Raw genomic sequence first — 12999 nt, 5'->3', positions numbered from 1 at the left:
CCTGGGTGCCGGATGAAAATTGAAAAGTGATAGGGCTGGATGAAAATAATTTAGATTCGTTTTGCGGGTAGTGGCTTTGTATCAGTGATGGCCTCATCGCGAGCTTGCTCGCGATGAGGCCATTCGCTTCACCACAAAGCCATTCAGGGCTTGGCTTCAGCCCGGGGGCCCACCACCACCCACCACCGCGTGTGATGCTCGACCTGCACCGGCAAGGTCGGCAGCAGGGCGGTCAAGGCCAGGTCGGTGTCGTGTAGCGGGAAACTGCCGGTGATGCGTAAATCCGCCACTTGCGACTCCACACCCAGGTAGCCGCGACGATAGCGCCCCAGCTCATGGACCAAATCTTCAAGACGGGCGTTATCCACCACCAGCATGCCGCGGGTCCAGGCATCGGCGCCGGGGTTCAAGGCGAGGGTCGGCCCGAGGCCGTCGCGGCGCATCAGCACTTGTTGGCCTTCGCGCAGGATCTGTTCCTGGTCCGTGGCCTGGGGATGCGCCGCCACAGCGGATTTCAACACGCTCAGGCGCGTGCCTTCGTCTTCACGCTTGACCAGGAATCGTGTGCCCAAGGCGCGCAGGCGGCCTTCACGGGTCTCGACGATGAACGGACGCGGGTCGTCGTGACCGGTTTCCACCAGGATCTCGCCTTCCTGCAGGACGATGCGACGCTGCTTGTCATCGAAACGCACGTCCAGGGCACTGTGGGTGTTGAGGTTGATCAGCGTGCCGTCGTCCAGGCGCAGGGTGCGCTGTTCGCCTGTCGCGGTGCGCTGATCGGCCAGCCAGTAATCCAGCGGCAGGTAACGATCGCCGGCAAACAGCGCCAGGCCGATGGCCGCGATAACGCTGGCCAGGCCGCTGCCGACCTTGCGTATCCGGCGACGAATGCTCACCCGCGATTGCAGCAACGCGGCGCGCGCCGGCCCGTTGGCCACACTGAAGCGTTGGTCAAGCATGCCCAGCTGCCGCCAGGCCCGGGCGTGTTCTTCGTCGGCGGCATGCCATTGGGCGAAGGCTTCACGCTCCTGGGCGCTGCTCGAGTCCAGGGACAACTGCCAGGCAATGGCGGCATCCAGCACGCTGGCCGAGACCGGTTTGGCATGGGCCTGACTCATGTCGGCTCACCATAAAGTGCGATGTAGCACTGACGGATGCCTTGGGCGAGATACTGCCGTACGCGCGGCACCGAAACCCCCAGGCGCTCGGCGATTTCGGCGTGGCCGAGGCCGTCGAGGCGGTTATAGAGGAAGGCTGCGCGGGCCTTGCTCGACAGTTTGCCAAGCAGGCGATCGATGGCCTTGAGGTCTTCGAGGATGATTTGCTGTTCTTCCACCGAGGGCTGCTCGGCCTCGGGAATCAGCATCAGTTCGGTGAGGTAGGCCTGCTCCAATGCCGCTCGACGGAAATAATCGAACAACAGGCCCTTGGCGATGGCCACCAGAAACGCCCGCGGTTCGCGGGGCGCCTTTAGCTCTTCGCGACCCAGCAAGCGCACAAAGGTGTCCTGGCTCAGGTCCTCGGCCCGTTGCGAACACGCCACGTTGCGTCGCAGCCAGGCCAATAGCCAACCACGATGGTCACGGTATAACGCACCAACCAGATCACTGTGGGGGCTAGGGACTGACGACACGGAGCATCACCGATGTTTTAAGTAACGAGAATTGTTCGCGATTGTGTCAGAGGCGGGGGCGGGAAAGCAATTGGCGCTGGTCGGGCGGCGTGGGATAAGGAAATTGAGGCCGGGTTCTGCGTGGGAGCGAGCTTGCTCCCACAGGGTAGTGTGTTCATCTTCAAGGTGAGTCAAAGCGAAGGCGCTTGCTGCCGCCGTTTCCATTGGCTCAGCCGTTGTTGCAGGTCAAGCGGGCTCAGGATCTGTTGCTGGCGGGCGCGGCTGAACAGGATCAGCGCCAGTTCTGCCGTGGCCAGGGCGTCGGCACTGGCGTTATGGCGGTCGAAGACTTGCAGCTTGAACCAGTCGATCCACTCGTCCAGGCCCGACTTGCGCAGGTTGGCCTGGGGACAAAGCATCGGGGCCAGGTCCGCCACGTCGAGGAATGAATGCTGCAGGCGATAGCCCAAGTAGTCTTTCAAGGCGCGCCCGAGCATGTGGGAATCGAACGGCGCGTGAAAGGCCAGCAGCGGACTGTCGCCGACGAACTCCATGAACGCCAGCAGCGCCTCGGCCGGGTCGCTGCCGGCGGCAATGGCGCTGGGCGCCAGGCCATGGATCAGCACACTGGGTCCGAGTTTCTGTTTATCGCATTGCAAGGTGCGTTCGAACTGCTGGCTGAAGTCGATGGCGCCGTCTTCGATGACCACCGCGCCGATGGACAGCACCTGGTCCTTGTTCAGGTTCAATCCGGTGGTTTCCAGGTCCAGCACGACCCAGCGTTGTTCCCGCAGATCGCATTCACCCAAGGCTGAGGCCGCCGGCAGGCGTTCCAGGCGCCTCTGCATTTCTTCGGACAACATTGGTTGGGCTGGGCGCAACCAGGAAAAAATGCTCACAACTGATACCTCAGCGTCAGGCTGCTTTGCAGGCGTTGGGCCTGGCGCAGGGATTCGCGCAGGATGCGTCGATCCAGATGGTTGAGGCTGTCGGGGTCGACGCGGTTGGAGTAGGGCAGGTTCTCGCGGGTTTGCAATTGATGTTGCTGCATGCGGGTCTGTTGAATGAAGTGATAGGCCTCTTCGTAGGCTGCGCCATCGAGCGGTTCGATCACTTGCTTGTCGACCAATTGCCGCAAGCGCTCCAGGGTATTGTTGGCTTCGATGCCGTTGGCCAGCGCCAGCAGACGGGCGCCGTCGACGAAGGGCGTCAGGCCTTGCACTTTCAGGTCGAGGGTGGCTTTTTCGCCGTTCTTGCGACTCAGCACGAAATCCCGGAAGCGGCCCACGGGCGGGCGGTGGCGCAGGGCGTTTTCGGCCATCATGCGTTGGAACAAACGGTTATCGGCCACTTGATCGAGGATCTGCCGGCGCAACTGCTCGCAGCCTTGCTCATCGCCCCAGACCACCCGCAGGTCGAAATAGATGCTCGAGCCCAGCAGGTTTTCCGGGGTTGCTTCGCGAATGAATGCCGAAAAACGCCGGGCCCATTCAGCTCGGGACAGACACAGCTCGGGGTTGCCGGCCATGATGTTGCCCTTGCACAAGGTGAAGCCGCACAAGGCCAGGCTCTGGTTGATCTGCTGGGCGATGGGCAGTAGCAGGCCGCGAATCTGCGCGGCATGGGCGGCGTCCCGGGCCTCGAACAAAATGCCGTTGTCCTGGTCGGTGTGCAGGGTTTGTTCGCGTCGGCCTTCACTGCCGAAGCACAGCCAACTGAACGGCACGCCTGGGTCACCTTTGTCGATCAGGGTCAGCTCGATGACCCGGCATACGGTGTGATCGTTGAGCAGGGTGATGATGTGGGTGATCTGGGTCGATGACGCGCCGTGGGCCAGCATGCGTTCCACCAGTTGGCCGATCTCGCCGCGCAGGGCCACGAGGTTTTCCACCTTGGGCGCGTTGCGAATGGTCCGGGCCAGGTGCACCAGGTCGACGCGCTGCAAGGAAAACAGATCGCGCTCCGACACCACGCCACACAGGCGTTGGTCCTTGACCAGGCAGACGTGGGCGATGTGCCGTTCGGTCATGGCGATGGCCGCATCGAAGGCGCTGTGGTCCGGCGAGAGGAAAAACGGTGCCTGAGTCATGTGTCCTACGATGGCTTGGGAAAAATCCCCGGCCCCATCGGCCACCACCTGCCGCAGGTCGCGCAAGGTGAAGATTCCCACCGGAGCTTTCTGTTCATTAACCACCACGATGCTGCCGACCTGCTGGTCGTGCATCAGCTTCACGGCTTCGCGCAGCGGCGTGTCCGGGCTGCAACTGACTGGATGGCGCATCGCCAGTTCGCCCAGTCGCGTGTTGAGGGAATACTGGGTGCCCAGGGTTTGCGCAGACTTTTGCTGGACCTGTTGATTGACCTGGTCGAGCAGGCTGCTGACCCCGCGCAGGGCGAAGTCGCGAAATGGGCCGGACAGGGCGAACAGCTTGATGAAGGCCAGTTTGTTCAACTGCAGGCAGAACGTGTCTTCGCCGGCCCGGTGTTCGGTGCGCGTGGCCCGTTCGCCCAGCAGCGCGGCGAGGGGGAAACACTCGCCGGTGGTGATTTCGAAGGTCGTCTCGGTTCCACCCTTGGCCGTATGCGGACGTTCACCTACCACTCGGCCTTGCTTGACGATGTAAAAGTGCTCCACCGGGCCGTCGGCTGGTTTGATGATGGTTTCGCCCGGGGCATAAAAACGCAGCAGGCATTGCTCCACCAGATAGGCCAGGTGAGCGTTTTCCATCTGGTTGAACGGTGGGAAACGCTGGAGAAACTGCAGTGTCCCCTGGATGTTTTGCAACACCGCGGTTTTCCCTGCCTGGGTGAAGGCGTCCGCTTTTTTCATAACCATTACGCAGTCTTTTTTGAATTGTTGTGGTCGATCTGTTCTCCCATGGTCGGCCCCTCAGAGCGGGGTGCCCATTGGACGTAAGTCTAGGTCGCGGCCTAGGGGTGAACTTACGGAAAAAACCTACGCCAGGCGTCAGAAAAATCTTCATTAAATGTTCTTGGAAAAAAATCCGACGAAGTGCACATTGAAGCGCCGCAGAACGATGTCTGACCACTGTGCCAGGGGATCGATTTAAAGAACGTAGAGAGCACCATGTCCGACCACGATATTTTGAGTGACGCCGAGCGCGAGGCGCTGAGTGCCGTCATGCTGGAACCCGACCTGCCGCCGCAGCGCGTCTTGATCGTCGATGACGACAAGGACGCTCGTGAGCTGCTGTCGGAGATCCTGGCGTTGGACGGGATTCACTGCATGACCGCCGCCAGTGGTGAAACGGCACTCAAGATGCTGGAAACCAAGCCATCGATCGGCCTGTTGATCACCGACCTGCGGATGGGCAATGTTGATGGGCTGGAACTTATTCGCCTGGTGCGCGAGTCTCCGCGGGCGGCGCTGCCGATCATCATCGTATCGGGCGATGCCGACGTGAAGGACGCCATCGAAGCCATGCACCTGAGCGTGGTGGACTTTCTGCTCAAGCCGATCGATACCGACAAGTTGTTGGGGTTGGTCAAGCATGAGTTGGGGATGGATCTCTAGCCTGTCGTGAGAATGGCGCTATCGGGTGCTTTTGTGGCGAGGGAGCTTGCTCCCGCTCGGTTGCGCAGCGACCGCAGTGCAGGTCAATAAGATTCCGAACGCTGGAAAAGGGTCTGCTTCGCAGCCCAGCGGGAGCAAGCTCCCTCGCCACAAAAGCGCTCATGTATTTGCAAATGAAAAAGCCCTGATCTTTCGATCAGGGCTTTTTTCGTTGTCACGGCTGCTCAATCACAACCCATTGGCTGCCTTGAACTCACGACGACGACGGTGCAACACCGGCTCGGTGTAGCCGTTAGGCTGCTTCGTGCCTTCGATCACCAGCTCGACCGCCGCCTGGAAGGCGATGTTGCGGTCGAAGTCTGGTGCCAGCGGACGGTACAGCGGGTCGCTGGCGTTCTGGCGGTCGACCACCGGCGCCATGCGCTTGAGGCTTTCCATCACCTGGTCTTGGGTAACGATGCCGTGGCGCAGCCAGTTGGCGATGTGCTGGCTGGAGATACGCAGCGTCGCACGGTCTTCCATCAGGCCGATGTCGTTGATGTCCGGCACCTTGGAGCAGCCCACGCCCTGGTCGATCCAGCGCACCACGTAGCCAAGGATGCCCTGGGCATTGTTGTCCAGTTCGTTCTTGATCTGCTCCGGCGTCCAGTTCGGGTTGACGGCCAGCGGGATGGTCAGGATGTCATCCACCGATGCGCGCGCGCGCTTGGCCAGCTCGGCCTGGCGGGCGAACACGTCGACCTTGTGGTAATGCAGCGCGTGCAGGGCCGCGGCGGTCGGCGAGGGAACCCATGCGGTGTTGGCGCCGGCCAGCGGATGAGCGATTTTCTGTTCGAGCATCGCCGCCATCAGGTCCGGCATCGCCCACATGCCCTTGCCGATTTGCGCACGGCCTTGCAGGCCGGTGCTCAAGCCGATGTCGACGTTCCAGTTCTCATACGCGCCGATCCACTTCTCGGCTTTCATGTCGGCCTTGCGCACCATCGGGCCGGCTTCCATGGAGGTGTGGATCTCGTCGCCGGTACGGTCGAGGAAGCCGGTGTTGATGAACACCACGCGCTCGCTGGCGGCCTTGATGCAGGCCTTGAGGTTGACCGTGGTACGGCGTTCCTCGTCCATGATCCCGACCTTGAGGGTGTTGCGCGGCAGGTTCAGCACGTCTTCGACACGGCCGAACAGCTCGTTGGTGAACGCAGCTTCTTCCGGACCGTGCATCTTCGGCTTGACGATGTACACCGAGCCGGTGCGGCTGTTGCGACGGCTGGTGTTGCCGTTGAGGCTGTGGATCGCTGCCAGGCTGGTGATCAGGCCGTCGAGAATACCTTCCGGCACTTCGTTGCCGTGCTGGTCCAGGATCGCGTCGATGGTCATCAGGTGGCCGACGTTACGCACGAACAACAGCGAGCGGCCGTGCAGGGTCACGCTCGAACCGTCGACGGCGGTGTAGACACGGTCGGGGTTCATGGTGCGGGTGAACGTCTGGCCGCCTTTGGCGACTTCTTCAGCCAGATCGCCTTTCATCAGGCCGAGCCAGTTGCGGTAGATCACCACTTTGTCATCGGCATCGACGGCGGCGACCGAGTCTTCGCAGTCCATGATGGTGGTCAGCGCGGCTTCCATCAGGATGTCTTTGACGCCAGCGGCGTCAGTCTGGCCGACCGGGGTGCTGGCATCGATCTGGATTTCGAAGTGCAGGCCGTTGTGTTTCAACAGCACGGTGGTCGGTGCCGAGGCATCGCCCTGGAAGCCGATCAACTGGGCATCGTCACGCAGGCCGCTGTTGCTGCCGCCCTTGAGGGTGACCACCAGTTTGCCGTCGACGATTTTGTAAGCAATGGAGTCGACATGGGAGCCGGCCGCCAGGGGCGCGGCTTCGTCGAGGAAGGCACGGGCGAAGGCGATGACCTTGTCGCCGCGGACCTTGTTGTAGCCTTTGCCTTTTTCCGCGCCATCGGCTTCGCTGATGGCATCGGTGCCGTACAGCGCGTCATACAGCGAACCCCAGCGGGCGTTCGATGCGTTGAGGGCGAAGCGGGCGTTCATCACCGGCACCACCAGCTGCGGGCCGGCCATGCGGGCGATTTCGTCATCGACGTTTTGGGTCGTAGCCTGGAAATCCGCCGCTTCTGGCAGCAGGTATCCAATGTCTTGCAGGAAGGCTTTGTAAGCCACGGCGTCGTGGGCCTGGCCAGCACGGGCCTGGTGCCAGGCATCGATCCGCGCCTGGAAATCATCGCGTTTGGCGAGTAGGGCTTTGTTCTTCGGCGCCAGGTCGTGGATGACCTTGTCGGCACCGGCCCAGAACGCGTCGGCGGTGAGGCCGGTTCCGGGAATGGCTTCGTTATTCACGAAGTCGAACAGGACTTTGGCGACCTGCAGGCCACCGACTTGAACGTGTTCAGTCATTGCTTGCCTCACTCTGCTCAGCTATTTCGCTTTTCAGCTCTTCGATTTTGACAATGAAGCCTCGGGACATTTAAAGCACAAACCCCGGAACCAGTACATGCCATCGCTGGCGGCTGGGTGGTAAGCCTTGCTGACGGGGCTTTTCAGGGATGCGACTGCGCCTTAAGCAGACATCGGTACAACGTTATGTAGTGCTCGCTGCGGCATACTACATGATCAATTGCGGTTGTGAAAATTAGACTAATTGCGTCGTTCCGCGACCGACTAAAGCAGTACAGTCACGACGCGGTAGCGGATGTTCTCAAAAAAACGGATCATTGTTCCAGATAAATCTAATTAATGTACACATTTACCGTGGCGAGGGAGCTTGCTCCCGCTGGAGTGCGAAGCGCTCCCCTATTTAGGGGGGGCTACTGCGTAGCCCAGCGGGAGCAAGCTCCCTCGCCACGAAAGCAGGGCGGTGCCGATTCATGGCTTGCCTATACTGTCCCTTCCCCAACAAGAGGACTGCGCCATGGACCACCTCGTCATCACTGTTTTCGCCCCGGACAAGCCCGGGCAGGTCGAGCGCATTGCCGATTGCATCGCCGACCACGGCGGTAACTGGCTGGAAAGCCGCATGTCGCGCCTGGCTGGGCAGTTTGCCGGGATCTTGCGAATCGGCGCCCCCGCCGAGGCCCATGAGGAACTGATCGAAGCCTTGCAGGGGTTATCGACTTACGACATCCGCGTGTTGATCGCTGAAAGCGCCCTCGAGGAGTCCTGCACCTGGAAACCCATCACCATGGAGCTGGTGGGCAACGACCGTCCCGGCATAGTGAGGGACATCACCCGGCTGTTGAGCGAGCAGGGCGTCAATGTCGAGCGTCTGGTGACTTACGTCCGGCCGGCGCCGATGAGCAGCGAGCTGCTGTTCCACGCCGAAGCGATCCTTGGGGTGCCCTTGGCCCTGTCGCTGGAGACGTTGCAGGAACGCCTGGAGACCCTGGCCGATGAGTTGATGGTGGAGCTCAAGCTCAGCGACGAAGCGTGACGAAGGTTATCCAAGGAAAAACTGCGCCTGCCTGTGGATAACCTGTAGAGACCCGGCTCCAGCCCAAGCCCGCCGGGCCTCGGCGAGGAATGCTCAAAAAATCATCAGTTTTCAAGGGCTTGTGCACAAACGGCGGGGATCACGTTGTGGATAACCTTGGGAAGGATGAGCGCAGGCCACGCCAGACGTGGCCTGTAGAGGTTTGTGCGTTTTTTGATCAGCTGCGCCGACGCATGCTGATCACCGCATCGACGCTGTACACCGCCAGCCCGGCCCAGATAAACAGGAACGCCACCAGTGTGCTGGACGACAGGTGCTCACCAAACAGCATCACGGCGAGCAGCAGCACCAGCGTCGGCGCGATGTACTGGAGAAAACCGATGGTAGTGTAGGGTAAATGCCGTGTTGCGGCGTTGAAGCACACCAACGGCACCAGCGTCACGGGGCCAGCCGCCACCAGCCACCAGGCTTCGGAGGTGGTCCAGAATGCCGCCTGGGCACTGGTGGCCGTGGGATTGAACAGCAACCAGGCAATGGCGATCGGCACCAGCATCCAGGTTTCTACCACCAGCCCAGGCAGTGCCTTGACCGGTGCCTGCTTGCGGATCAACCCGTAGAAGCCGAAGGTCAGCGCCAGCACCAGTGACACCCAGGGCAGGCTGCCCACTTGCCAGACCTGCTGCGCCACGCCGACCGTCGCCAAACCCACCGCCAACCATTGCATGCGGCGCAGGCGCTCGCCGAGGATCAACATGCCCAGCAATACGTTCACCAGCGGGTTGATGTAGTAACCCAGGCTGGCTTCGAGCATGCGCTCGTTGTTCACCGCCCAGACGTAGGTCAGCCAGTTGGCTGCGATCAGCGTCCCGCTCAGGGCGAGGATAGCCAGGCGCTGTGGGTTGTCCCGCAGTTCGCGCCACCAGCCCGGGTGTTTCCAGACCAGCAGCAACGCCGCGCCGAACAGGGCCGACCACAGCACCCGATGGATGATGATCTCCACCGACGGCACGCTGGCGATGGCCTTGAAGTAGATCGGGAACAGACCCCAGATGATGTAGGCACTCAGGCCCAGGATATACCCGCGACGCGGGTTGGCGGCTTGCATGCAGAATCCTTGCTTAGGCAGCTAACAAAGGCGTGATTGTAAGGAGATTTGTCGGGTCGTGCTGTGAACCTTTGTGAGCGTTTCACTGCAATTCCTTGCGGGAGCGAGCTTGCTCGCGATAGCGGTGGATCAGTCGACAAGGGCGTCGAATGTTCGATCGCAATCGCGAGCAAGCTCGCTCCCGCAGGGGATCCGCGGTGGTCGTCAGAACAGCTTCAACGGCTCTTCATTGAGCGCCGCCAGTTGCTCGCGCAACGCCAATACCTGGTCGCCCCAGTAACGTTCGCTGCCGAACCACGGGAAGCTGCGGGGGAAGGCCGGGTCGTCCCAGCGCCGCGCCAGCCAGGCGCTGTAGTGCATCAGGCGCAGTGCCCGCAGTGGCTCGATCAGTGCCAGTTCTCGCGGGTCGAAGTCGTGGAACTCTCGGTAGCCGTCCATCAGTTCCGACAGTTGGCCCAGGCATTCCTGGCGATCGCCGGCGAGCATCATCCACAAATCCTGCACCGCCGGGCCCATGCGGCAGTCGTCCAGGTCGACGATGTGGAACACCTCGTCGCGGCACATCATGTTGCCGGGGTGGCAATCGCCGTGCATGCGGATGTTCTTGTGGGGCGTGGCGGCGTAGACCTCTTCGACACGCTTGAGCAGATCCCTGGCGACCGACTCGTAGGCCGGCAGCAGGCTACGAGGGACGAAGCCGCTTGCCAGCACAGTGGCCAGTGAATCGTGGCCGAAGTTCTTCACACCCAAGGCTTCACGATGCTCGAACGGACGGGTCGCCCCGACTGCGTGCAGGCGCCCGAGCAATTGCCCCAGGCGATAGAGCTGGTCGAGGTTGCCCGGCTCCGGTGCACGACCGCCGCGACGGGGAAACAGGGTGAAACGAAACCCGGCGTGTTCGTGCAGGCTGGTGCCGTTGTGGATCAGTGGCGCGACCACGGGCACTTCGTATTCGGCCAGCTCGAAGGTGAAGCTGTGCTCTTCCAGGATCGCTTCGTTGGTCCAGCGCTGAGGGCGATAGAACTTGGCGATCAGCGGCTCGGAATCTTCGATGCCGACCTGATAGACGCGGTTCTCGTAGCTGTTGAGGGCCAACACGCGGGCGTCGCTGAGGAAACCGATGCTTTCAACGGCATCGAGTACCAGGTCGGGCGTGAGGGTTTCAAACGGATGGGACATGCTGACTCCTGCGCAGCGGCAGGGCTGCCGCGTCCGGCCCAGCATGGTAGCGCAAAGCAGCCTGGATTGATCGGTGAGACTTGCACCGTTGTGGCGAGGGAGCTTGCTCCCGCTTGGGTGCGAAGCGCCCAAAGAAGAAGGGCGCGCTGCGCAACCCAGCGGGAGCAAGCTCCCTCGCCACGAAGTGTTATGTCCCCGGTCCAGACAAGGGTCAGGCGCCGATGACCCCGCCGTCTTCGCGGGTAATCACCATCACCGACGATCGCGGCTTACCGTTGGGCAGGTGCTCGGGGAAGGTTGAGCCGCCGCTGGGATGCTGGATACCGACAAACATAGCCTTGTAGTCCGGCGAGAAGCTGATCCCGGTCACTTCGCAGCCCACCGGCCCGACCATGAAACGACGGATTTCACCGCTGTTGGGATCGGCGCAGAGCATCTGGTTATTGCCCATGCCGGCGAAGTCCCCGGCGTTGCTCGAGTCGCCGTCGGTCTGGATCCACAGGCGTCCGCCTTTGTCGAAGCCCAGGCCATCGGGGCTGTTGAACATGTTCTGGGGGGTGATGTTGGAGGAACCGCCCTTTGGCGTGCCGGCATGTACCGCCGGGTTGCCGGCGACCACGAACAGGTCCCAGGCGAAGGTCTTGGCGGCGTGATCGTCGCGGTCGGTGCGCCAGCGCAGGATCTGCCCGTAGACGTTCTTGGCTCGAGGGTTAGGCCCGTCCACCGGTTGGCCGGCGTCGCCGCGTTTGGAGTTGTTGGTCAGGGTGCAATAGACCTGGCCGTCTTTCGGGCTGACCACGATCCACTCCGGGCGGTCCATGCGGGTGGCGCCAACGGCGCTGGCGGCCAGGCGTGCATGGATGAGAACTTCGGCCTGGTCGGCAAAACCGCTGCTGGCGTCGAGGCCGTTCTTGCCATGGGTCAGCTCGATCCACTGGCCTTGGCCTTTGGGATGATCCGGGTTGCCGTCGCCGGCATCGAAGCGCGCGACATACAAGGTGCCATGGTCCAGCAGGTTGCGATTGGCCTTGGCGTTCTTGTGATTGATGCGCTCGCGGCTGACGAACTTGTAGATGAATTCGCCACGCTCATCATCGCCCATGTACACCACGGCGCGACCGTCATTGGTTTGCGCCAGGGCGGCGTTTTCGTGTTTGAAGCGGCCCAGGGCGGTGCGTTTTACCGGGGTGGATTGCGGATCGAACGGGTCGATTTCCACTACCCAGCCGTGGCGATTGAGTTCGTTGGGGTTCTTCGCCAGGTCAAAGCGCGGGTCGTGCAAGTGCCAGTTGATTTCACTGCTGGTGACTGTGGCGCCATAGCGTTTCTGGGCCGCGTCGAACTGTAGGTCCGACTTGCTGCTGCCGAAGCAGTCAGTGAAGTTCTCTTCACAGGTCAGGTAGGTGCCCCAAGGCGTCATGCCGTTGGCGCAGTTCTGGAAGGTGCCCAGCACTTTCTTGCCGCTCTTGTCTGCGCTGGTTTTCAGCAGGTCGTGCCCGGCAGCTGGGCCACGCAGGCGAATCGGTGTGTTGCCGTGGATCCTGCGGTTGTAGCGCGATTCCTGGACGAATTGCCATTGGCCGCGCCGACGCTGGATTTCGATCACCGAGACGCCTTCGCTGGCCTGGGCCTTGCGTACGTCTTCGGCCGACTGTGGCTGGCCGCCGTGAGGGAACAGGTATTGGTAGTTGGTGTATTCGTTGTTGATCGCCATCAGCGCCCGGTTATTGTCGCCGGGGAACGGGAACAGGCTCATGCCGTCGTTGTTGTCGCCGAACTGCACTTCCTGTGCGCGGGCGGTGCCGTTGCCACTGGGGTCGAACGCCGGTGCATTTTTCTGCAGGGGCTGGCCCCAACTGATCAGCACCGAGGATTTGTAGCCTGGCGGCAGCGTGATGGTGTCGGCCGTGGCGGCGGCGATGCTGTTGAAGCCCAGCAGCCGGCTGTTGCCTTCGCTCACGGCGGCGGCCAGCACGCTGCGGCTCAGCAGGTTGCCGCCCAGGAACATCGCCGCGCCGCATAGGGCGCCGGCGCTGATGAAACTGCGCCGGCTCAGGCCGACGATCTTTTCCAGGTCGGTGGATTGGTTTTCTTCTAATAGGCTCATCTCAGGCTCCCTGCTGGTTTTG

General features: G+C 61.8%; 10 protein-coding genes. 2 read left to right on the top strand and 8 right to left on the bottom strand.

The window, feature by feature from the left end:
• Window positions 1–143 precede the first annotated feature (143 nt).
• From V7773_RS14820 to V7773_RS14805, 4 genes are all read right to left on the bottom strand, one after another.
• Window positions 144–1118 carry a FecR family protein gene (locus V7773_RS14820; protein WP_336073996.1) on the bottom strand — a complete coding sequence of 325 codons (975 nt, stop codon included), beginning with the start codon at window positions 1116–1118 and terminating at the stop codon, window positions 144–146.
• The gene (locus V7773_RS14815; RefSeq protein WP_046064522.1) at window positions 1115–1633 is read right to left on the bottom strand and encodes an RNA polymerase sigma factor; all 519 of its coding nucleotides are present in this window, start codon (window positions 1631–1633) and stop codon (window positions 1115–1117) included. Before V7773_RS14815 ends, V7773_RS14820 begins: the two co-directional genes overlap by 4 nt.
• Before the next feature lie 170 nt (window positions 1634–1803).
• Window positions 1804–2511, bottom strand: a complete 708-nt coding sequence (locus V7773_RS14810) for a 3'-5' exonuclease (RefSeq protein ID WP_092146351.1) — start codon at window positions 2509–2511, stop codon at window positions 1804–1806.
• Window positions 2508–4442 (bottom strand): putative nucleotidyltransferase substrate binding domain-containing protein, encoded by a 1935-nt coding sequence (locus V7773_RS14805; RefSeq protein ID WP_305882106.1) that lies wholly within the window; start codon window positions 4440–4442, stop codon window positions 2508–2510. The genes V7773_RS14810 and V7773_RS14805 overlap by 4 nt, the downstream gene beginning before the upstream one ends.
• 258 nt (window positions 4443–4700) lie before the next feature.
• Between V7773_RS14805 and V7773_RS14800 the strand changes: the two genes are divergently transcribed.
• Window positions 4701–5147: a response regulator gene (locus V7773_RS14800; RefSeq protein WP_003206256.1), complete on the top strand. Its 447-nt coding sequence runs from the start codon at window positions 4701–4703 to the stop codon at window positions 5145–5147.
• 228 nt (window positions 5148–5375) lie between these two features.
• Here the strand turns inward: V7773_RS14800 and V7773_RS14795 are convergent, their stop codons facing one another.
• Complete coding sequence (locus tag V7773_RS14795; protein ID WP_092345320.1) at window positions 5376–7553, bottom strand: malate synthase G; 2178 nt, start codon at window positions 7551–7553, stop codon at window positions 5376–5378.
• A gap of 514 nt (window positions 7554–8067) precedes the next feature.
• On the opposite strand from V7773_RS14795, the gene V7773_RS14790 reads away from it, so the two are divergent.
• The gene (locus tag V7773_RS14790; RefSeq protein WP_336073995.1) at window positions 8068–8586 is read left to right on the top strand and encodes a glycine cleavage system protein R; all 519 of its coding nucleotides are present in this window, start codon (window positions 8068–8070) and stop codon (window positions 8584–8586) included.
• 217 nt (window positions 8587–8803) lie between these two features.
• On the opposite strand, the gene rarD is transcribed toward V7773_RS14790, so the two are convergent.
• The 3 genes from rarD to V7773_RS14775 all read right to left on the bottom strand — a co-directional run bounded on the left by rarD (window position 8804) and on the right by V7773_RS14775 (window position 12977).
• Entirely contained in the window at window positions 8804–9691 is an 888-nt protein-coding gene (gene rarD, locus V7773_RS14785; protein ID WP_336073993.1) for an EamA family transporter RarD, read from the bottom strand.
• Window positions 9692–9895: 204 nt separating this feature from the next.
• Window positions 9896–10870, bottom strand: coding sequence for a serine/threonine protein kinase (locus V7773_RS14780; protein ID WP_092221515.1), 975 nt, complete (start codon window positions 10868–10870; stop codon window positions 9896–9898).
• 211 nt (window positions 10871–11081) lie between these two features.
• Window positions 11082–12977, bottom strand: coding sequence for a PhoX family protein (locus V7773_RS14775; protein ID WP_336073992.1), 1896 nt, complete (start codon window positions 12975–12977; stop codon window positions 11082–11084).
• Between the last annotated feature and the right edge of the window lie 22 nt (window positions 12978–12999).

Source organism: Pseudomonas sp. 3JA (assembly GCF_036961705.1).
Taxonomy (GTDB): domain Bacteria; phylum Pseudomonadota; class Gammaproteobacteria; order Pseudomonadales; family Pseudomonadaceae; genus Aquipseudomonas; species Aquipseudomonas fluorescens_Q.
The sequence above is the reverse complement of the archived record's forward strand: the minus strand, read 5'-3'. Positions and strand labels throughout refer to the sequence as shown.

Bases quoted from the DNA above. Each gene is read 5' to 3' on its own strand.
- V7773_RS14820 (WP_336073996.1), bottom strand. From the start codon at position 1,118: ATGAGTCAGGCCCATGCCAAACCGGTCTCGGCCAGCGTGCTGGATGCC.
- V7773_RS14805 (WP_305882106.1), bottom strand. From the start codon at position 4,442: ATGAAAAAAGCGGACGCCTTCACCCAGGCAGGGAAAACCGCGGTGTTG.
- V7773_RS14800 (WP_003206256.1), top strand. From the start codon at position 4,701: ATGTCCGACCACGATATTTTGAGTGACGCCGAGCGCGAGGCGCTGAGT.
- V7773_RS14795 (WP_092345320.1), bottom strand. From the start codon at position 7,553: ATGACTGAACACGTTCAAGTCGGTGGCCTGCAGGTCGCCAAAGTCCTG.
- V7773_RS14790 (WP_336073995.1), top strand. From the start codon at position 8,068: ATGGACCACCTCGTCATCACTGTTTTCGCCCCGGACAAGCCCGGGCAG.
- rarD (WP_336073993.1), bottom strand. From the start codon at position 9,691: ATGCAAGCCGCCAACCCGCGTCGCGGGTATATCCTGGGCCTGAGTGCC.
- V7773_RS14780 (WP_092221515.1), bottom strand. From the start codon at position 10,870: ATGTCCCATCCGTTTGAAACCCTCACGCCCGACCTGGTACTCGATGCC.
- V7773_RS14775 (WP_336073992.1), bottom strand. From the start codon at position 12,977: ATGAGCCTATTAGAAGAAAACCAATCCACCGACCTGGAAAAGATCGTC.